Source organism: Pseudomonas japonica (assembly GCF_900188455.1).
Lineage (GTDB): Bacteria > Pseudomonadota > Gammaproteobacteria > Pseudomonadales > Pseudomonadaceae > Aquipseudomonas > Aquipseudomonas japonica.
Genome location: NZ_FZOL01000002.1, coordinates 113293 through 132907, shown reverse-complemented (window position 1 = coordinate 132907; position 19615 = coordinate 113293). Strand labels below are relative to the sequence as shown.

Sequence of the window (19615 nt, the reverse complement as noted above, 5' to 3'; positions counted from 1 at the left end):
CGCCATGGGCGAGTCGCTGACCGCATTCGAGCTGTTGCTGGACATCGACCGGCGCTGCCGCCTGCTGGCCGCCGACCTGCCCTTGCAGGAAACCCGCCTGCAGACCTGGAGCGGCATCGGCTTTCGCCTCGGCGAATACTGTTTCGTCGCGCCCATGGGTGAAGTCGCCGAAGTCCTCACCGCGCCGCGCCTGAGCCGGATTCCGGGGGTCAAGCCGTGGGTCGCCGGGGTCAGCAACCTGCGCGGCCAGTTGCTGCCGGTGACCGACCTCAGCGGTTTTCTCGGCCTGGAACCGTGCCTGGCGCGCAAGCAGCGGCGGGTGCTGGTGGTCGATCACGACGAGCTGCTCACCGGCCTGCTGGTGGACGAAGTGCTCGGCCTGCAGCATTTCGCGCTGGACGGCCTGGAGCTGTCGCCCCCCGCGCCGCTGCTCGGCAGTGCCGCACCGTTTATCCAGGGGCATTTCCAGCGTGAGCACTGCTGGGGAATCTTCAGTCCGTTCGCCCTGGCCCAGGCCCCGGGCTTTCTCGATGTCGCGCTGTAAAGGAACGCCAGACCCGTGAGCCAGCTCAAGTCCGCCAGTTCAGTCAAAGGTTCGCGCAGCAGCGCGCAGATCGCCGCGTTGTTCGTGGTGCTGATCCTCTCGATCATCCTGCTGTTCGCCAACTTCGCCTACCTGAACACCCAGGCCAACCACGACAAGCAGTACATCGGCCATGCCGGCGAGTTGCGCGTGCTGTCCCAGCGCATCGCCAAGAACGCCACCGAGGCGGCCTCCGGCAAGACCGTGGCGTTTCGCCTGCTGAGCGAGGCGCGCAACGATTTCGAACAGCGCTGGGGCTACCTGAAGAAGGGCGACCCGAGCACCGGCCTGCCCTCGGCGCCCGTGGCGGTGCGTGGCGAGATGGACGCGGTGCAGCGCGACTGGGAAACCCTGCGCAAGAACACCGACGTGATCCTCGCCAGCGAACAGACCGTGCTGTCCCTGCACCAGGTCGCCGCGACCCTGGCCGAGACCGTGCCGCAACTGCAGGTCGAGTACGAAAAGGTCGTGGAGATCCTGCTGCAGAGCGGTGCCCCGGCCAACCAGGTGGCCGTGGCCCAGCGCCAGGCGCTGCTGGCCGAGCGGATCCTCGGCTCGGTCAACACCGTGCTGGCCGGCGACGACACCTCGGTGCAGGCCGCCGATGTCTTCGGCCGCGACGCCAGCCGTTTCGGCCAGGTACTGAACGGCATGCTCGGTGGTGATCCGAGCCTGCAGATCAGCCGTGTCGAAGACCCCGACGCCCGCGCCCGTCTCGGCGAGATCGCCGAACTGTTCCAGTTCGTCTCCGGCTCCGTGGACGAGATCCTGGAAACCTCGTCGGAGCTGTTTCGCGTGCGCGAGGCCGCGGGCAACATCTTCAGTCTGTCGCAGACCCTGCTCGACGAAGCCTCGCGCCTGGCCAACGGCTTCGAGAACCTGGCCAGCGGGCGCACCCTGGACACCGTCGGCGGCTACGTGCTGGGCCTGCTGGCGCTGGCCTCGATCATCCTCATCGGCCTGGTGATGGTCCGCGAGACCCATCGCCAGCTCAGCGAAACCGCGCAGAAGAACGAGCGCAACCAGCAGGCGATCATGCGCCTGCTCGACGAAATCGAAGACCTCGCCGACGGCGACCTGACCGTCACCGCCTCGGTCACCGAGGATTTCACCGGGGCGATCGCCGACTCGATCAACTACTCCATCGACCAGTTGCGCGACCTGGTGGCGACCATCAACCTCAGCGCCGAGGAAGTCGCCGCCGCCGTGGAAGATACGCAGAACACCGCGCACCAGTTGGCCAAGGCCTCCGAGCACCAGGCCCAGCAGATCGCCGATGCCTCGATGGCGGTGGGCGACATGGCCGAGTCCATCGACCGGGTCTCCAGTCACGCCTACGAGTCCGCCAAGGTGGCCGAGCGTTCGGTGGCCATCGCCAACAAGGGCAACGAGGTGGTGCACAACACCATCCACGGCATGGACAACATCCGCGAGCAGATCCAGGACACCGCCAAGCGGATCAAACGACTGGGTGAGTCTTCCCAGGAGATCGGCGATATCGTCAACCTGATCGACGACATTGCCGATCAGACCAACATCCTCGCCCTCAACGCGGCGATCCAGGCGTCGATGGCCGGCGAGGCCGGGCGCGGGTTCGCCGTGGTCGCCGACGAAGTGCAGCGCCTGGCCGAGCGTTCGTCCTCGGCGACGCGGCAGATCGAGGCGCTGGTGCGGGCGATCCAGGTGGACACCAACGAAGCGGTGATTTCCATGGAGCAGACCACCGCCGAAGTGGTGCGCGGGGCCCGTCTGGCGCAGGACGCCGGGGTGGCCCTGGAGGAGATCGAAGGGGTCTCGCAGACCCTCGCCGAGCTGATCCTGAGCATCTCCGACGCGGCGCAGTTGCAGACCTCGTCGGCCGGACAGATCTCCCACACCATGGCGATCATCCAGCAGATCACCTCGCAGACCTCATCCGGCTCCACCGCCACCGCCGAGAGCATCGGCAACCTGGCGCGCATGGCCAGCGAGATGCGTCGCTCGGTCTCGGGCTTCACCCTGCCCAGTACCGTGGAGTCGCGCTGATGGCGGCCGAGCGACAGGATTTCGTCGCCCTGGCCTGGGTCAGGGAGGCGATCGAGGACAATCTGGCTCAGGCCCGCCAGGCCCTGGAGCAGTTCGTCGATGGCGCCGGCAACGGCCTGGCGGGCTTCATCGAGCCCTTGCACCAGGTGCGTGGCTGCCTGCTGATGCTGGAGCTCAACGGGGCCGCGTTGCTCGCCGAAGAAATGGAAGCGCTGGCCGGGGCCCTGGTTGAAGGCCAGGTCGCGGCCAACGGCGAAAGCCAGGGCGCGCTGTTCCGCGCGTTGACCCAGTTGCCGCTGTATCTGGAGCGTCTGCGCGGGGCGCGACGCGACCTGCCGGTGCTGGCCTTGCCGCTGCTCAACCAGTTGCGCGCCGCTCGCGGCGCCGAGGCGCTGGGCGAAAGTGCGCTGGGTATCGCCACCGGGGAGGCGTTCGGTCTGTCGCTGGATGCCTTGCAGGGGCACCTGCCGGACATGCCCGGGCGTGACGCGATGCGCTCGGTGGTGGCGGCGATCAGCGAGGATCTGCTGCGCATCAAGGAGCGCATCGACCGCTTCGTCCGGGGCGAGTCGCGCCAGACGGAAGAACTGGAGCCGCTGCTGGCGCCGCTGCGGCAGCTCTGCGACACCCTCGCCGTACTCGGTTTCAACCAGCCGCGCCGGGTCATCCTCGACCAGGTGGCGGCCCTGCAGGGCATGGTCAGCGGCCAGCGCGCCAGCGAGCTGCCGGCGCTGCTCGATGTGTCCGGCGCCTTGCAGTATGCCGAGGCGAGCCTGAGCGGGATGGTCGGCGCCATGGAATCGCCGCAGCACAACCCGCCGAACGGTACCGATATCGGCGAGATTCGCCAACTGGTGCTGGATGAGGCGCACGGTGTGCTGCTGCAGGCCCGCGACCTGATCGCCGATTGCCTCGAAGCCGGCTGGGAACGCCAGCGCCTGCAGCCCTTGCCGGACCTGCTCGGACAGATTCGTGGCGCCCTGGCCATGCTGATGCTGCCGCAACCGGCGGCGGTGGTGCAGCGCTGCACCGACTACCTGCAGGCCCGTGTGCTGCAGGCCGAAACCCTGCCCGGCAGTGTCGAGCTGGAGCATCTGGCCGATGTCATCAGCAGCCTGGAGTGCTACCTGCAGGCCCTGAGCATCGATCTGCGGGCCGATGTCGAAGCCTTGCTGGCCCGTGCCCGTCGGGCCCTCGGCGACCTCGGCTTCCCGGTGCTGGCGCGGCCGGTGCAGTTGGCGCCGCTGACCATCGCCGCGCCGGAACCGGTGGACGACGAGCTGCGCGAAGTGTTTCTCGAAGAGGCCGAGGAAGTCCTGCAACAGCTCGACCAGGACTGGCAGCGCTGGCGTGGCGAGGGCCATCCGCGCGAGGCGCTGATCGAGCTGCGGCGGGGCTTCCACACGCTCAAGGGCAGTGGCCGCATGGTTCGCGCGCTGGTCCTGGCCGAACTGGCCTGGGCCGGCGAGCACCTGCTCAACCGCATGCTCGAAGGCCGGGTCGGCAGCAGCGAGGTGGTGCTCAAGGCCATTGGCCAGGCCATGACCCTGATGCCACCGCTGGTCGCCGAGTTCGCCACGGGCGAAGTGCATGCCCATGCCCATGTCGAGCACCTGGCCAGCCATCTGCACGCCCTGGCGATGAACGACAGCGATGGTGCCGAGGACGGCGCCGAAGCCCTCGACCCGCAATTGCTGGAGATTTTCCGCAACGAGGCGCAGACCCACCTGGCCAGTCTCGATGTGTTTCTCGAAAGCGCCGAGCGGTATCTGCCGGCGCCGGTCAGCGACGACCTGCAGCGGGCCCTGCACACCCTCAAGGGCAGCGCGGCCATGGCCGGGGTCACGCCGATCGCCGAGCTGGCCGGCGCCCTGGACCTGCTGGCCCGTGAGTTCAAGGCGCACCAGGTCGGCTTCGACCTTGACGAGATCTATCTGCTGCAGACCGCCGAGCCCTTGTTGCGCCGTGGCCTGGAGCAGCTTGCAAGCACGCCGCTGGCGCCGATCAAGGGCGCGGACATCCTCATCGAACAGGTCGACCAGGTCGTCGGCGCGCGTCTCAAGGCACTGCTCGAGTCACCGGACCAGAGCCTGCGGATCAAGCGCGACCCGCAACTGATCGCCAGCTTCCTCGAACAGGGCATGGACATCCTGCTCGATGCCGAATCGCTGCTGCTGCGCTGGCAGGAGCACCCCGGCGAGCGCCAGGAACTCAATGCCCTGCTGGACGAACTGACCACCCTCGGACAGAGCGCGCACCTGGCCAACCTGTGGCAGGTGGACGAGCTGTGCGAAGCGCTGCTGGACCTCTACGGCGCGGTGGAGGAGAGCAGCCTGGGCGCCGATGCGCGCTTCTTCGAGGAGGCGCAGGCGGCTCACGAAGCGCTGATCAACATGCTCGACCAGATTGCCGCCGGCCAGGAGGTCGAGCCGTGCCCGGAGCGTCTGCACGGGCTGCGCGAACTGCTCGAACAGGGCCTCGATCCGAGCGCCATGGGCCTGGTGCGCAGGCAGGTCGACGGTACGTCGAGCATCAGCGAACTGGCCGAGGTCACCCGCGACCTGGCGGACCAGGACACCGACCATGAACTGGTGGCGCTGTTCCTCGAAGAAGCCATCGATGTGCTGGACAGCGCCGACCAGGCCCTCAAGCGTTGGCTCGACGATGCCGACAACGCCTCCGCGCTGTCCTCGTTGCAGCGCGACCTGCATACCCTCAAGGGCGGCGCGCGCATGGCCGGCATCGGTGCGCTGGATGTGCTCGCCCATGAACTGGAGCTGCTCTACGAAGGCCTGGTGGACCGCCGCTACAGTCCGACGCTGGAACTGCTCAGCCTGCTGCGTGGCAGTCACGCCCTGCTGGCCAGGCTGCTGGCGCAACTGAGCCAGGCCCAACCCCTGGAGTCGGTGGTGGAAACCCTCGCCGCGCTGCGTGAGTTTCGCCATCACGCGCAGCCGGCCGGCACCGCCGGCAAGCCCGAACAGCCGGCCCAGGAAGGCGACAAGGAACTGCTGGATGTCTTCCTCGAAGAGGGCGTGGACATCGTCGAGAGTGCCGCCGCCGCGCTGACCCGCTGGCAGGCCGAGCCGCGCAACACGGTCGAGGTGGAAAACCTGCTGCGTGACCTGCACACCCTCAAGGGCGGCGCGCGCATGGTGGAAATCGCCCCGATCGGCGATCTGGCCCACGAGCTGGAATTCCTCTACGAACACCTCGCCGCCGGACAACTGCAGCCCAGTGCGGCGCTGTTCAGCCTGCTGCAGAACTGCCATGACCGCCTCGCCCACATGCTCGACGCGGTGCGCCTGCAGCAGCCGCTGCATGCGGCCACGGCGCTGATCGACTACATCCGCAACTTCAGCAGCGCCGCCCTCAGCGACAGCGCCGCCAGTGCGCCGGGCAACGAGGCCGCGCCTGCCGAGGCCCCGGCGCCGGCGCCGGAGCGGGCGGCACTGGACATGGTCAAGGTGAATGCCGAGCTGCTCGACGACCTGGGCAACCAGGCGGCGGAAACCTCGATCCTGCGCGGGCGCCTGGAGCAGCAGATCAACGACGCGCAAGTCGCCCTCAACGAGATGGAAACCACCCTGGAGCGCATGCGCGACCAGTTGCGCCGTCTCGACACCGAGACCCAGGGCAGTCTGCTCAGCCGGCTGCAGATCGACGGCGATGCCTATGAGGATTTCGACCCGCTGGAGATGGACCGCCACTCGCAGCTCCAGCAACTGTCGCGGGCGCTCTCCGAGTCGGCTTCCGACCTGCTCGACCTGAAGGAAACCCTGACCACGCGCAACCAGATGGCGCAAAGCCTGTTGTCGCAGCAGGCACGGGTCAACAGCGAGTTGCAGGAAGGCCTGATGCGCACCCGCATGGTGCCGTTCGAGCGCCTGGTGCCGCGCCTGCAGCGTGTGGTGCGGCAGACCGCCAGCGAGCTGGGCAAGCAGGTCGAACTGGTGGTGGGCAACGCCGAAGGCGAGATGGACCGCAGCGTTCTCGAACGCATGGTGGCCCCGCTGGAGCACATGCTGCGCAATGCCGTCGACCATGGCCTGGAAAGCCGCGAGGCACGCCTGGCGGCGGGCAAGCCGGAGCAGGGCATGATTGCCCTGAACCTGCTCCACGAAGGCGCCGACATCGTCATCGAGATGTTCGACGACGGTGCCGGGGTGCCGCTGGAGGCCGTGCGCAACAAGGCGATCAAGCGCGGCCTGCTGGATCCGCGCAGCGAGCTCAGCGACCACGAGGTGATGCAGTTCATCCTCCAGCCAGGCTTCTCCACCGCCGAGAAGATCACCCAGATTTCCGGGCGCGGCCTGGGCATGGACGTGGTCCATGAAGAGGTCAAGCAACTGGGCGGTTCGATGGTCATCAGTTCGGTGGCGGGCAAGGGCGCGCGCTTCCTGATTCGCCTGCCGTTCACCGTGTCGGTCAACCGTGCGCTGATGGTGCATTGCGGCGAAGAACAGTACGCCATGCCGCTGAACGCCATCGACGGTGTGGTGCGGGTACCGCCGGCGGAGCTGGAGGCCTGTTACCGCCTCGATCCGCCGCGCTACGAGTACGCCGGGCGTGGCTATGAGCTGCGCTACCTCGGCGAACTGCTGCAGGGCGAGCGCCAGCCGCGCTTGCTGGGGCAGACCCTGCCGCTGCCGGTGCTGCTGGTGCATGCCCATGACCAGCAGTTCGCCGTGCAGGTCGACAGCCTGTCGCCCAGCCGCGAAATCGTGGTCAAGAGCCTCGGCGCGCAATTTGCCGCGGTGCAGGGCCTGGCGGGCGCGACCCTGCTCGGTGATGGCCGGGTGGTGCTGATTCTCGATGTCCTGGCGCAATTGCGCGGCCTGCATCTGCGCCTGGCGCAGCAGGCCGGACGCGCCGAGCGCGAGCCCCTGTTGCCGCTCGGCAGCGGTCCGGCGCGGCCGCTGCTGGTGCTGGTGGTGGACGACTCGGTCACCGTGCGCAAGGTCACCGGGCGCCTGCTGGAGCGCCATGGCATGAACGTGCTGACCGCCAAGGACGGTGTCGATGCCATGGCGGTCCTGGCCGAGCACCGTCCCGACGTGCTGCTGCTGGATATCGAGATGCCGCGCATGGACGGCTTCGAGGTGGCGACCCAGGTGCGCCAGGATCCGCGCTTGCACGACCTGCCGATCATCATGATCACCTCGCGCACCGGGCAGAAGCACCGCGACCGGGCCATGGCGATCGGCGTCAACGACTATCTGGGCAAGCCGTATCAGGAATCGGTGCTGTTGCAGAGCATCGCCCGCTGGAGCCAATTCAATGCTTGAACAAGCGCCCCGCAGTGGCCGGCGCAGCAGCCTGACCGGCCTGTTGCTGCCGTTGAGCGACCGCAGCCTGGTGCTGCCCAATGTGGCGGTGGCCGAGCTGATCGGCTACCAGCACTGTGCGCCGGCACCGGAGCATCCGGCGTGGTTGCTGGGCTGGATCGACTGGCGCGGCCAGCGCCTGCCGCTGTTGAGTTTCGAGGCGGCTTGCGGTGGCCAGACCCAGGTCGGCGAGCGGGCGCGGATCGTCGTGCTCAATGCCCTCGGCGGGACCACGCGCAGCTTCTTCGCCCTGCTGGTGCAGGGCATTCCCCGTTCCTGCAAGCTGGACAGCCAGCTCAACTACGTCGATGTGCCGCTCGGCGAACTGGAGCTGGCGGCGGTGCAGGTGGGCGAGCAGGTCGCCCGGGTGCCGGATCTGGTGGCCCTGGAAAAGCTCCTGCCAGCCTAGAAGTCGCCCCACAGTTGCTGTGCCACGGCCAGCGCCACCACTGGCGCGGTTTCCGTGCGCAGTACTCGCGGGCCAAGGCGGGCGGCGTGGAAACCGCTGCCCTTGGCCTGTTCCACCTCGGCGTCCGACAGGCCGCCTTCCGGACCGATCAGGAACGCCAGGCTGGTCGGCCGGGCATGGCTCACCAGGGGCTCGGCCACGGGGTGCAGGACCAGTTTCAGCGCTTCGTCGCGGGCGGCCAGCCATTCGCCGAGGGTGACCGGTGGCTCGATGCGCGGCACGCTGGAGCGGCCGCACTGTTCGCAGGCGCTGATCGCCACCTGGCGCCAGTGGGCCAGGCGCTTGTCGGCGCGTTCGTCCTTGAGGCGCACTTCGCAGCGTTCGCTGACGATCGGGGTGATCGTGTCGACGCCCAGCTCGGTGGCTTTCTGGATCGCCCAGTCCATGCGTTCGCCACGGGACAGGCCCTGGCCGAGGTGGATGCGCAGGGGCGATTCGGCCTGGCCGGGGAGGGCCTGGTCGAGGCGCACGCGCACGGTCTTCTTGCCCACTTCCAGCAGCTCGCCGAGGAATTCCTCGCCGCTGCCGTCGAACAGTTGCACGGCATCGCCGGCGTTCATGCGCAGGACGCGACCGATGTAGTGGGCCTGGGCTTCAGGCAGATCGTGCTCGCCGAGGCTCAGCGGGGCATCGATGAAAAAGCGGGAGAGTCGCATTGGGGCTCTTCTTCAAAATTTGGGTGTCTGGTTTGGGACCGCGTCGCGGTCCTTCGCGGGCAAGCCACGCTCCTACGAGGTTACCGCGATCCCCTTGTAGGAGCGTGGCTTGTCGTGTGACGAACCACCGCGAAGGGCCGCAACGCGGCCCCCGAACTCACTTAGCCCGGATCGCGGAAATCCGGATGAAAATCCGCCGGCACCGCCACGCTGATCTTGTCCCGGGTGGCAATGTCGATCCCCTCGCTGGCCACCTCGGCCAGGAAGTCGATCTGCTCCGGGGTGATCACATACGGCGGCAGGAAATACACCACGCTACCCAGCGGCCGCAACAGCGCGCCGCGGGTCAGGGCATGCTCGAAGACCTTCAGGCCGCGCCGCTCTTGCCACGGATAGGCGGTCTTGCTCGCCTTGTCCTGGACCATCTCGATGGCCAGAGCCATCCCGGTCTGGCGTACCTCCGCCACGTGCGGGTGGTCGACCAGGTGCGCCGTGGCACTGGCCATGCGCTGGCTCAGGGCCTTGTTGGCCTCGATCACGTTGTCCTGCTCGAAGATGTCCAGGGTCGCCAGCGCCGCCGCGCAGGCCAGCGGGTTGCCGGTGTAGCTGTGGGAGTGGAGGAAGGCGCGCAGGGTCGGGTAGTCGTCATAGAAGGCGCCATACACCTCGTCGGTGGTCAGGCAGGCGGCCAGCGGCAGGTAGCCGCCGGTCAGGGCCTTGGACAGACAAAGGAAATCCGGACGGATACCGGCCTGTTCGCAGGCGAACATCGTCCCGGTGCGACCGAAGCCCACGGCGATCTCGTCGTGGATCAGGTGCACCTCATAGCGGTCGCAGGCCTCGCGCAGCAGCTTGAGGTACACCGGGTGGTACATGCGCATGCCGCCGGCGCCCTGGATCAGCGGCTCGACGATCACCGCGGCGATGCTTTCGTGGTGTTCGGCGAGGGTCTGCTCCATGGCCGCGAACATCGTCCGCGAATGCGCTTCCCAGCTCACGCCCTCGGGGCGCAGGTAGCAGTCCGGGCTCGGCACCTTCAAGGTGTCCAGCAGCAGCGCCTTGTAGGTTTCGGTGAATAGTGGCACGTCGCCCACCGACATCGCCGCGATGGTTTCGCCGTGGTAGCTGTTGCTCAGGGTGACGAAGCGCTTCTTCTGCGTGCGGCCCTTGTTCAGCCAATAGTGGAAGCTCATCTTCAGCGCCACTTCGATGCACGACGAACCGTTGTCGGCGTAGAAGCAGCGATTCAGGCCCTCGGGGGTGATGCTGACCAGGCGCTCGGACAACTCGATCACCGGCTGGTGGCTGAAGCCGGCGAGGATCACGTGCTCCAGTTGGTCGACCTGGTCCTTGATGCGCTGGTTGATGCGCGGGTTGGCGTGGCCGAACGCATTGACCCACCAGGAGCTGACCGCGTCGAGGTAGCGCTTGCCCTCGAAGTCCTCCAGCCACACGCCTTCACCGCGCTTGATCGGGATCAGCGGCAGTTGCTCGTGGTCTTTCATCTGGGTGCAGGGATGCCACAGGACCTTGAGGTCGCGGTCCATCCACTGTTGGTTGAGGCCCATGGGCTTGTACTCCTGGCAACGCGGGTTGGGGAAACCCGCACAAGCCTAAGCAAAGCCCGTGTTCAGGACAATGTCGGGATGAGGTTCAGGCGTCTTCCCGGGTGAACCTCGAAGTGCCATGCGAGTCAGGGCCGGGAGCGACCTACGCGATTTTCCAGGTGAAATGATCGAAATGAACCTTGCCGCGCCGTGAGGTGGTGAAGAGGATTTCATCCAGTTCGATGTTCTTCATCTCGACCTGCGTCCAGGCCTTGCTTGGCGGCGTGTAGTGGTTCCAGGCGTAAGCCTTGCCTTCCCGACGCAGTTCCATGCGCACCGGTTCGGCGAAGGTGATGCGTTTTGCGCTGGCGTCGATGGCATCCTGCCGGGCGTCTTCATCGGTGTAGTCGGGGTGGGTCGCCCAGTGGAATCCCACCTCGGTGACCAGGACCGGTTTGCCGCTGTCGTCCTTGAATTGAATACGTACTTCCGAGTGGTCGCCGATATTCAGAAAGGAATCATTTTCCTCGCGTGAGAGTCCACTCGGCAACGTCCCGGCGGTGTTGGGGCGGGCGATCAGGGTAATGATCAGGCCGCATGACGGGTTATTGAACGTTTCATTGGTTTTCAGCGGCGCGGAGCTCAACTTTTCGAAGTTCTCGACAAAAACCGATCCGATCTTGTGCATGATCCCTCTCCCTATCTTTCAAATACTGGATAGTCCTTGCAGTTCTGAAGAAGCTGACAGTGCACGGATAATCCTCGCGCTGATATCGAAGCCCGTCTACTGACAGAAATATCAGGTACCCCGCTCTGTTCGTGGCCCCTGCGCTGGCGAGCCTGCAGGCCCTGACGTATCCTTCACCGGACTCTTTTCCCGGGGTTAGCGCCCTGTTTTCCTGCCTTTGATCCGGAGTTCGACGAATGTCTGCTGGTTGGCTGCGCGGCTGCGCGCTGGTGTTTATCGGGTTGTTCAGCGCGGGGGCGATGGCGGCGACCAAGACCCCGACGGCGATCGTGGTCGGTGGCGGCCTGTCGGGTCTGACCGCGGCCTACGAGCTGCAGAACAAGGGCTGGCAGGTCACCCTGCTGGAAGCCAAGTCCAGTATTGGTGGCCGCTCCGGCCTGGCCACCAGCGAATGGATCGGCAACAGCAAGGCGCAGCCGGTGCTCAACCAGTACCTGGATACCTTCAAGATCACCACGCTGCCGGCGCCGGAGTTCGTGCGCACGCCGGGCTACCTGATCGATGGCGAGTACTTCAGCGCCGCCGACCTGACCACCAAGCAGCCGGCCACCGCCGAGGCGCTGAAGCGCTACGAGAAGACCCTCGACGACCTCGCCGCCTCCATCAGCGATCCGGAGAACCCGGCGGCCAACAGCACCCTGTTCGCCCTCGACCAGATGAACGTGTCCGCCTGGCTGGACAAGCTGCAACTGCCGACCACCGCGCGACAACTGGTCAACCAGCAGATCCGTACCCGCTACGACGAACCGTCGCGCCTGTCGCTGCTGTATTTCGCCCAGCAGACCCGCGTCTACCGCGGCGTCAACGACCGTGACCTGCGCGCCGCGCGCCTGCCCGGCGGCAGTCCGGTGCTGGCCCAGGCCTTCGTCAAGCAACTGAAGACCATCAAGACCAGTTCGCCGGTCACCGCCATCACCCAGGACAAGGACGGCGTGACGGTCAAGGTCGGTGGTGTCGGCTACCAGGCCGATTACCTGGTACTGGCGGTGCCGCTGCGCGCGCTGGCCAAGATCCAGCTGACCCCGGCACTGAGCAACCAGCACCTGGCGGCGCTCAAGGGCACCAACTACGGCTGGCGCGACCAGCTGATGCTGAAGTTCAAGAACCCGGTCTGGGAAAGCCGCGCGCGCATGTCCGGCGAGATCTACAGCAACACCGGCCTCGGCATGCTGTGGATCGAACCGGCGCTGAAGGGTGGCGCCAACGTGGTGATCAACCTGTCCGGCGACAACGCACGGGTGATGCAGGCCTTCGGCGACAAGCAGTTGGTCGACCAGGTGCTGATCCGTCTGCATGCGTTCTATCCACAGGCCCGTGGTGCGTTCACCGGCTATGAGATCCGTCGCTACAGCACCGACGTGGGCACTGGCGGTTCCTACCTGGCCTATGGTCCGGGGCAGATCAGCAAGTACTGGCGTCTGTGGGAACGTCCGCTGCAGCGCATCGCCTTCGCCGGCGAACATACCGACGCGCTGTACCCGGGCACCCTGGAAGGCGCGCTGCGCAGCGGCAAGCGTGCGGCGGGGCAGGTCGAGGACCTGGCGGCGGGCAAGTCCTTCGATGCCAGGCCGGCGGCGGCCGCGGCGGCAGCCGGTGCCGCGGTCGCAGCAGTGGCGAACAAAGGCAAGGATGACAAGCCGGGCTTCTTCTCGCGTCTGTTTGGCGGTGGCGATGACAAGCCGGTGGCGGCGGAGACGGCCAAGGCCGCGGAAACGGCGGTAGCGCCGACACCTGCTCCGGCGGCGGCGCCTGCACCCGTGGCGCCAGTGGCGCCGGCTGTCGTGGCCAAGGAAGAACCGGCCAAGGCCGCGCCCGCCGCCAAGCAGGCTCCGGCGAAAGCAGCGCCGGTGAAAAAGGCAGAGAGCAAGCCGGCGCCCGTCAAGAAGACCGCGACCACTCATGCGCCGGCGAAGAAGACCGAGGCCAAGGCTCAGCCGGTCAAGAAGCCGGCTGCCGATAGCCAGGCCAAGGCCGACTGACTGCTAGTCTTAGTGTCATGCCTTCGTAGGAGCGCGGCTTGCCCGCGAAAGGACCGCGCAGCGGTCCCTATCCCACGCAACGCCGATTTGGGACCGCTTTGCGGTCCTTTCGCGGGCAAGCCGCGCTCCTACGGGGACATGACGCAAAGCCCCCCTCTACAGCCTTTCCCCCGGTGTTAATGTTTCCTTAACGCCCTTCCTACAGACTTAGCATCTATTTTTCTGATAGTTCAAAGCGAAATTTTCCGCTTTATATCGATAGATAACCGGTTAGTCTTGGTAGCAATTCTTACGGGGAATCCGGCAAATGCAGCTTCGCAATTCATCTTCTCGTTACGGTCTGGTCAGCATCGTCATGCACTGGGGTGTTGCCCTGGCCGTGTTCGGTCTGTTCGGGCTGGGCCTTTGGATGGTCGGTCTGGACTACTACAGCTCCTGGCGCCACACCGCCCCGGAACTGCACAAGGGTATCGGCCTGACCGTGCTGGCGCTGATGCTGCTGCGAGTGCTCTGGCGTTTCCTCAGCCCGCCGCCACCGGCACCGGCCAACCACGGCACGCTGACCCGCATTGCCGCCAAGGTCGGGCATCTGCTGCTCTACGTCGGCCTGTTCAGCGTGCTGATCGCCGGCTACCTGATTTCCACCGCCGACGGTGCCGGGATCCCGGTGTTCGGCCTGTTCGAAGTACCTGCACTGATTTCCGGCCTGCCCGATCAGGCTGATATCGCAGGTCTGGTTCACCTCTATCTGGCCTGGGGACTGGTGGTGTTCGCCGTCCTGCACGGGCTGGCCGCTCTGAAGCACCACTTTATCGACCGTGATGCGACCCTGACGCGCATGCTGGGCCGCAAGGCTTGATGTTCAACCTCCACTCAAAGGAATCGAAAGTATGTTGAAAAAGACTTTTGCCGCTCTGGCACTGGGTACCGCTCTGCTCTCGGCTGGTCAGGCCATGGCCGCCGACTACAAGATCGACAAGGAAGGCCAGCACGCATTCGTCGACTGGAAGATCAGCCACCTGGGCTACAGCTTCATCCACGGGACCTTCAAGGACTTCGACGGCACCTTCTCCTGGGATGCAGCCAAGCCTGAAGCCAGCAAGATCAGCGTCGATGTGAAAACCGCCAGCCTGTGGTCGAACCACGCCGAGCGTGACAAGCACATCGCCAGCGCCGATTTCCTCGACGTGAAGAAGTACCCGGACGCCAAGTTCGTCTCCACCAGCGTCAAGTCCACCGGCGAGAAAACCGCTGACGTGACCGGCGACCTGACCTTCCACGGCGTGACCAAGCCGGTCACCTTCAAGGCGACCTTCATCGGCGAAGGCAAGGATCCATGGGGCGGCGAGCGTGCCGGTTTCAACGCCACCACCACCGTCAACCTGAACGACTTCGGTATCAAAGGCCCGGGCGAGAACTCCCAGACCTTCGATCTGGACATCTCTCTGGAAGGCGTGAAGCAGAAATAATTTCTGCTCCGCCAACAAAAACGCCGCCCCTGAGGGCGGCGTTTTTGTTCCAGCGGAAAAAACTCAGCGGTTGCGGGTCAGCAACGCCGGTTTCTCGCCACGAGGACGGCTTGGCAGTTGCTCCAGCTGTTCCATGGACGGGAAGCGATCGATCTTCGATTCCTTGTGCATGATCTTCGGCTGGTTCTGCTGCGGTTGGCCTTCACGCGGGCTGCGCACCGCCGGCTCCTGACGATCGTCACGGGCCGGACGGCGGTTGCGGTTGTTGCTGCCGTCGCGACGTTGCTGGCCATCACGAGCGCCACCGCCACCGCCACCGCCGCTGCCGCTGGCACCGTTGCGCGCGCCGCCACGTTTCTCGCCGTTGGCCGCGCCACCGCTGCGTGGCTGAGCGGAGCCGCCGGCGTTGTTGCGCGGCTGACTGCCACGGGACTGGCCGCCCGCGTTGCCGGCACCGGCCTGGGCGCCCGGACGCCGGTTGCGACCCTGGCCGCCCTTGTTCTGATACGGGCTGACGTAGTCGGCGCGGTTGCCGAAGTTGTCGACATCGTCATCCAGGAACTCTTCCGGATCGCGATCGACTTGCCCCGACGGTGCAGCCTGCTGGGCGCTCTGCTGCTGACGCGGCTTCTTGTCCCGCGGCTTGCGCTGCTCCTGACGACCACCGGCGGATTTCTCCGCGGCTTTCTCGCCGGCCGGCTTGTCCTTGCTGCTGTCTTTCTCTTTGCCCTTGTCCTTGCCCTTGTCCTTGCGGCCACCGGCATTGCTGCCGTCGGCACGCTGGCCACGGCGTTGGTTGTTCTGTGGACGCGGCTCGCGGACTTCCGGTTTTTCCGCCTCGACGGCGGCGAAGTCGAAGCCCATCAGGTCGCCATCCGGAATCTTCTGGCGAGTGACGCGTTCGATGCTCTTGAGCAGTTTTTCCTCATCCGGCGCGACCAGCGAGATGGCCTCGCCGGAGCGGCCCGCACGACCGGTACGGCCGATGCGGTGGACGTAGTCTTCCTCGACGTTGGGCAGTTCGAAGTTGACCACGTGAGGCAGTTGGTCGATATCCAGGCCGCGGGCGGCGATATCGGTGGCGACCATGATCCGCACGGCGCCCGACTTGAAGTCGGCGAGCGCTTTGGTGCGGGCGTTCTGGCTCTTGTTGCCGTGGATCGCGGCGGCGGTCAGGCCGTGCTTTTCCAGGTACTCGGCAAGACGGTTGGCGCCGTGCTTGGTGCGGGTGAAGACCAGGACCTGTTCCCACGCGCCGGCGGTGATCAGGTGCGCCAGCAGGGCTCGCTTGTGGCTGGCCGGCAGGCGGAACACGCGCTGCTCGATGCGCTCGACCGTGGTGTTCGGTGGCGTGACTTCGATGCGTTCCGGGTTGTGCAGGAGCTTGTCGGCGAGGTCGGTGATGTCCTTGGAGAAGGTCGCCGAGAACAGCAGGTTCTGGCGTTTCGCCGGGAGACGGGCGAGGACCTTCTTCACATCGTGGATGAAGCCCATGTCGAGCATGCGGTCGGCTTCGTCCAGGACCAGGATCTCGACGTGACTGAGATCGACGCTGCCCTGGCCGGCCAGGTCGAGCAGGCGACCGGGGCAGGCGACCAGGACGTCGACGCCACGGGCCATGGCCTGGACCTGCGGGTTCATGCCGACGCCGCCGAAGATGCAGGCGCTGACGAACTTCAGGTCACGGGCGTAGATCTTGAAGCTGTCGTGCACCTGGGCTGCCAACTCGCGGGTCGGGGTCAGGACCAGCACACGTGGCTGACGCGGACCATGACGCTGGGACTTGTCGGGGTGACCACCGGGAAACAGGCGTTCGAGGATCGGCAGGGCGAAGCCGCCGGTTTTACCAGTACCTGTCTGTGCCGCGACCATCAGGTCACGACCTTGCAACACGGCGGGAATGGCCCGCTGTTGCACCGGAGTAGGCTGGGTATAGCCCGCAGCCTCGATAGCGCGGACTAGAGCCTCGGAGAGACCGAGGGATGCAAAGGACATGAGAAATCCTGTTCTAGTGGGGGCTGTGCCCTATGGGGATGATCGTGCCTGGCGCGAGGGGCATCGGGTCGATGCTGTCGCGTCCGGTCCTGCTGGTCTTCACTGCGCATCCGGGAGCTGCGGACGGGCCTTGGAGGCGCGCAATCCTGCGGTCGGGATGCCTTTTGCAAGGCCAGCGTCCGGGCGTAAGCCTGGCGGAAAGGCCCGAGTATAACAGAGCAATCAGGGAGTGCTGCGTTCCTGCTGCTCAACGGTTTCTGTAGCGTTCGGCATTACAACGTGATAACGCGCCTGCAATTCGGCGTAGGCCGGCTCGCGTTTGAAGCGGCGCAGCTCGGCGGCGAAGCGCTGGGCCAGCAGGTCCATGCCGGCATTGCGGCGCACGGCGAGGTACTGGGCCTGGCGGCTGACCACCAGCGGCAGTTCGCTGACCTGGCCCTGCAGGCCGAGCTGATTGACCATGAACTGGCCGACGCGGCGGTCGGTGATCAGCAGGTCGATGCGTCCGAGCAGCAGTTTGCCGAAGTTGGCTTCCTGGGTCGGCGCGGCTTCGCGGCGAAACAGCGGCGATTCGAGAAACGCCTCGCCATAGTTGTAGCCCGGCGACGTGCCGACATTGAGGCCGCGCAGGTCTTCCAGGTCGTCGACCGCATGGGGTCGCGCGTTGGCCTGGTAGAGCACGAACTCGACGTGCGACAGCGGCTCGCTGGGGTAGAACAGCTGACTGTCGCGCTGGCTGGTCTGGAAGATATCCATCACCCCGTCCGCCAGGCCCTGTTCGAGCATCAGCAGGCAGCGTCGCCACGGCATGAACTCCCAGCGCACCTCGATGCCGAGCCGGCGGAACACTTCGGCGGTGACTTCGTAGTCGATCCCCTTGGGCTCGCCGTTTTCCTCATAGACATACGGCGCCCAGGGGTCGGTGACGATGCGCAACTGTTCGGCACGGGCCAGCAGGCTCATGCAGCTCAACAGCACAATGATCGACAGTCGGGCGAGATAGGACATTACGGGCGGGCCGGAAGGCCGGAAGCGGCGATGAGGCTGAAGGATACAGGCATCATCGCCGCTTGGGGATCAGCGTGGCAGCTTCAGGTTGTTCCAGATCGCCAGGCTCGGTTCAGCCTGGTTCAGGGTATAGAAGTGCAGACCCGGTGCGCCGCCTTGCAGCAGTTGCTCGCACATCTGGGTGATGACCTCTTCGCCGAAGGCCTGGATGCTCTTGACGTCGTCGCCATAGGCTTCCAGCTGCTTGCGGATCCAGCGTGGAATCTCGGCGCCGCAGGCGTCGGAGAAGCGCGCCAGCTTGCTGTAGTTGGTGATCGGCATGATGCCGGGCACCACCGGGATCTTCACCCCCAGCTTCTGCACGCGTTCGACGAAGTAGAAATAGCTTTCGGCGTTGAAGAAGTACTGGGTGATGGCGCTGTCGGCGCCGGCGTTGGCCTTGCGCACGAAGTTGGCCAGATCGTCCTCGAAATTGCGTGCCTGCGGATGCATCTCCGGATAGGCGGCGATTTCGATGTGGAACTGGTCGGCGGTTTCCTCGCGGATGAACTCCACCAGTTCGTTGGCGTAGCGCAGCTCACCGCTGGCCATGCCCATGCCTGATGGCAGGTCGCCGCGCAGGGCGACGATGCGCTTGATCCCGGCAGCCTTGTACTGGGCGAGCAGGGCGCGCAGTTCGGCCTTGCTGTCGCCGACGCAGGACAGGTGCGGCGCAGCGGGGATCTTCACTTCGCTTTCCAGCTGCAGCACGGTGTTCAGGGTGCGGTCGCGGGTCGAACCGCCGGCCCCGTAGGTGCAGGAGAAGAAGTCCGGCTTGTAGCTCGCCAGGGTGCGGGCGGTGGCGAGCAGTTTTTCATGTCCAGCGTCGGTCTTGGTCGGGAAGAACTCGAAGCTGTAACGGCGTTCCTGAGTCATTTCGAAAGTTCCTTCAGCGTCGGATTGCACACCGCAAACCGCCGGCGGGCACCGTGGAAACGGTACCCGCCGGCGGCTGGGGTCGCCTGCGTATCAGTAGCGATAGGCGTGCGGCTTGAATGGACCTTCGACGGTCACGCCGATGTACTCGGCCTGTTTCGGGGTCAGCTGGGTGATCACGCCGCCGAAGCCGCGAACCATTTCCAGGGCCACTTCCTCGTCGAGTTTCTTCGGCAGGACTTCGACGGTCAGGCGCTCGGCCTTCTGCTCGGCGCTCAGGTTGGCGAACTTCTGCGCGAACAGGAAGATCTGCGCCAGGACCTGGTTGGCGAAGGAACCGTCCATGATCCGGCTCGGGTGGCCGGTGGCGTTGCCCAGGTTCACCAGGCGGCCTTCGGCCAGCAGGATCAGGTAGTCGTCGTTCTGCGGGTCGAAGTCGCCGTGACCGGTGCGGTGGATCTTGTGCACCTGTGGCTTGACCTCTTCCCATGCCCAGTTCTTGCGCATGAAGGCGGTGTCGATCTCGTTGTCGAAGTGACCGATGTTGCAGACCACGGCGCGCTTCTTCAGGGCCTTGAGCATGTTGGCGTCGCAGACGTTGACGTTACCGGTGGTGGTGACGATCAGGTCGATCTTGCCCAGCAGGGCCGCGTCGATGCTGGCTTCGGTGCCATCGTTGATGCCGTCCTTGAACGGCGAAACCACTTCGAAACCGTCCATGCAGGCCTGCATGGCGCAGATCGGGTCGACTTCGGTGACCTTGACGATCATGCCTTCCTGACGCAGCGACTGGGCCGAGCCCTTGCCCACGTCACCGTAGCCGATCACCAGGGCCTGCTTGCCCGACAGCAGGTGGTCGGTGCCGCGCTTGATGGCATCGTTCAGGCTGTGACG

Annotated in this window: 14 protein-coding genes; 7 read left to right on the top strand and 7 right to left on the bottom strand. The window is 65.8% G+C overall.

What is annotated here, in order from left to right:
• Positions 1-4 precede the first annotated feature (4 nt).
• The 4 genes from CHB99_RS02830 to CHB99_RS02815 are packed head-to-tail and all read left to right on the top strand — an operon-like array spanning position 5 to position 8344.
• Positions 5-544 carry a chemotaxis protein CheW gene (locus CHB99_RS02830; RefSeq protein WP_042120441.1) on the top strand — a complete coding sequence of 180 codons (540 nt, stop codon included), beginning with the start codon at positions 5-7 and terminating at the stop codon, positions 542-544.
• Positions 545-559: 15 nt separating this feature from the next.
• Positions 560-2608, top strand: a complete 2049-nt coding sequence (locus tag CHB99_RS02825) for a methyl-accepting chemotaxis protein (protein ID WP_042120440.1) — start codon at positions 560-562, stop codon at positions 2606-2608.
• Positions 2608-7896, top strand: coding sequence for an Hpt domain-containing protein (locus CHB99_RS02820; RefSeq protein WP_042120439.1), 5289 nt, complete (start codon positions 2608-2610; stop codon positions 7894-7896). The genes CHB99_RS02825 and CHB99_RS02820 overlap by 1 nt, the downstream gene beginning before the upstream one ends.
• Positions 7889-8344, top strand: coding sequence for a chemotaxis protein CheW (locus CHB99_RS02815; protein WP_042120437.1), 456 nt, complete (start codon positions 7889-7891; stop codon positions 8342-8344). Before CHB99_RS02820 ends, CHB99_RS02815 begins: the two co-directional genes overlap by 8 nt.
• On the opposite strand, the gene CHB99_RS02810 is transcribed toward CHB99_RS02815, so the two are convergent.
• From CHB99_RS02810 to CHB99_RS02800, 3 genes are all read right to left on the bottom strand, one after another.
• Entirely contained in the window at positions 8341-9060 is a 720-nt protein-coding gene (locus tag CHB99_RS02810; protein ID WP_042120435.1) for a 16S rRNA (uracil(1498)-N(3))-methyltransferase, read from the bottom strand. The two genes, CHB99_RS02815 and CHB99_RS02810, sit on opposite strands and share 4 nt — an antisense overlap.
• Before the next feature lie 161 nt (positions 9061-9221).
• On the bottom strand, positions 9222-10628 hold the full coding sequence (locus CHB99_RS02805; protein ID WP_042120433.1) for an adenosylmethionine--8-amino-7-oxononanoate transaminase: 1407 nt from the start codon (positions 10626-10628) through the stop codon (positions 9222-9224).
• Positions 10629-10770: 142 nt separating this feature from the next.
• A complete protein-coding gene (locus CHB99_RS02800) occupies positions 10771-11295 on the bottom strand; it encodes a hypothetical protein (protein WP_042120432.1) in 525 nt (174 codons plus the stop codon).
• Between the two features lie 236 nt (positions 11296-11531).
• On the opposite strand from CHB99_RS02800, the gene CHB99_RS02795 reads away from it, so the two are divergent.
• From CHB99_RS02795 to CHB99_RS02785, 3 genes are all read left to right on the top strand, one after another.
• Entirely contained in the window at positions 11532-13334 is a 1803-nt protein-coding gene (locus tag CHB99_RS02795) for a flavin monoamine oxidase family protein (protein ID WP_042120430.1), read from the top strand.
• 307 nt (positions 13335-13641) lie between these two features.
• Positions 13642-14193, top strand: a complete 552-nt coding sequence (locus tag CHB99_RS02790; RefSeq protein ID WP_042120429.1) for a cytochrome b — start codon at positions 13642-13644, stop codon at positions 14191-14193.
• A gap of 31 nt (positions 14194-14224) precedes the next feature.
• Complete coding sequence (locus CHB99_RS02785; RefSeq protein ID WP_042120428.1) at positions 14225-14803, top strand: YceI family protein; 579 nt, start codon at positions 14225-14227, stop codon at positions 14801-14803.
• Positions 14804-14866: 63 nt separating this feature from the next.
• Here CHB99_RS02785 and rhlE2 read toward each other — a convergent pair whose 3' ends face one another.
• The 4 genes from rhlE2 to CHB99_RS30005 form a co-directional block, all read right to left on the bottom strand.
• A complete protein-coding gene (gene rhlE2 / locus CHB99_RS02780; protein WP_042120427.1) occupies positions 14867-16798 on the bottom strand; it encodes an RNA helicase RhlE2 in 1932 nt (643 codons plus the stop codon).
• Between the two features lie 222 nt (positions 16799-17020).
• Positions 17021-17806, bottom strand: coding sequence for a substrate-binding periplasmic protein (locus CHB99_RS02775; protein ID WP_042120425.1), 786 nt, complete (start codon positions 17804-17806; stop codon positions 17021-17023).
• Positions 17807-17875: 69 nt separating this feature from the next.
• Positions 17876-18721, bottom strand: coding sequence for a methylenetetrahydrofolate reductase [NAD(P)H] (gene metF, locus CHB99_RS02770; RefSeq protein ID WP_042120423.1), 846 nt, complete (start codon positions 18719-18721; stop codon positions 17876-17878).
• A 93-nt stretch (positions 18722-18814) separates the two neighbouring features.
• On the bottom strand, positions 18815-19615 hold an 801-nt coding region (locus CHB99_RS30005; RefSeq protein ID WP_249299687.1), incomplete at its 5' end, for an adenosylhomocysteinase.

Coding starts and splice junctions, on each gene's coding strand:
- CHB99_RS02830 (WP_042120441.1), top strand. CDS start 5: ATGGGCGAGTCGCTGACCGCATTCGAGCTGTTGCTGGACATCGACCGG.
- CHB99_RS02820 (WP_042120439.1), top strand. CDS start 2,608: ATGGCGGCCGAGCGACAGGATTTCGTCGCCCTGGCCTGGGTCAGGGAG.
- CHB99_RS02815 (WP_042120437.1), top strand. CDS start 7,889: ATGCTTGAACAAGCGCCCCGCAGTGGCCGGCGCAGCAGCCTGACCGGC.
- CHB99_RS02810 (WP_042120435.1), bottom strand. CDS start 9,060: ATGCGACTCTCCCGCTTTTTCATCGATGCCCCGCTGAGCCTCGGCGAG.
- CHB99_RS02805 (WP_042120433.1), bottom strand. CDS start 10,628: ATGGGCCTCAACCAACAGTGGATGGACCGCGACCTCAAGGTCCTGTGG.
- CHB99_RS02800 (WP_042120432.1), bottom strand. CDS start 11,295: ATGCACAAGATCGGATCGGTTTTTGTCGAGAACTTCGAAAAGTTGAGC.
- CHB99_RS02795 (WP_042120430.1), top strand. CDS start 11,532: ATGTCTGCTGGTTGGCTGCGCGGCTGCGCGCTGGTGTTTATCGGGTTG.
- CHB99_RS02790 (WP_042120429.1), top strand. CDS start 13,642: ATGCAGCTTCGCAATTCATCTTCTCGTTACGGTCTGGTCAGCATCGTC.
- CHB99_RS02785 (WP_042120428.1), top strand. CDS start 14,225: ATGTTGAAAAAGACTTTTGCCGCTCTGGCACTGGGTACCGCTCTGCTC.
- rhlE2 (WP_042120427.1), bottom strand. CDS start 16,798: ATGTCCTTTGCATCCCTCGGTCTCTCCGAGGCTCTAGTCCGCGCTATC.
- CHB99_RS02775 (WP_042120425.1), bottom strand. CDS start 17,806: ATGTCCTATCTCGCCCGACTGTCGATCATTGTGCTGTTGAGCTGCATG.
- metF (WP_042120423.1), bottom strand. CDS start 18,721: ATGACTCAGGAACGCCGTTACAGCTTCGAGTTCTTCCCGACCAAGACC.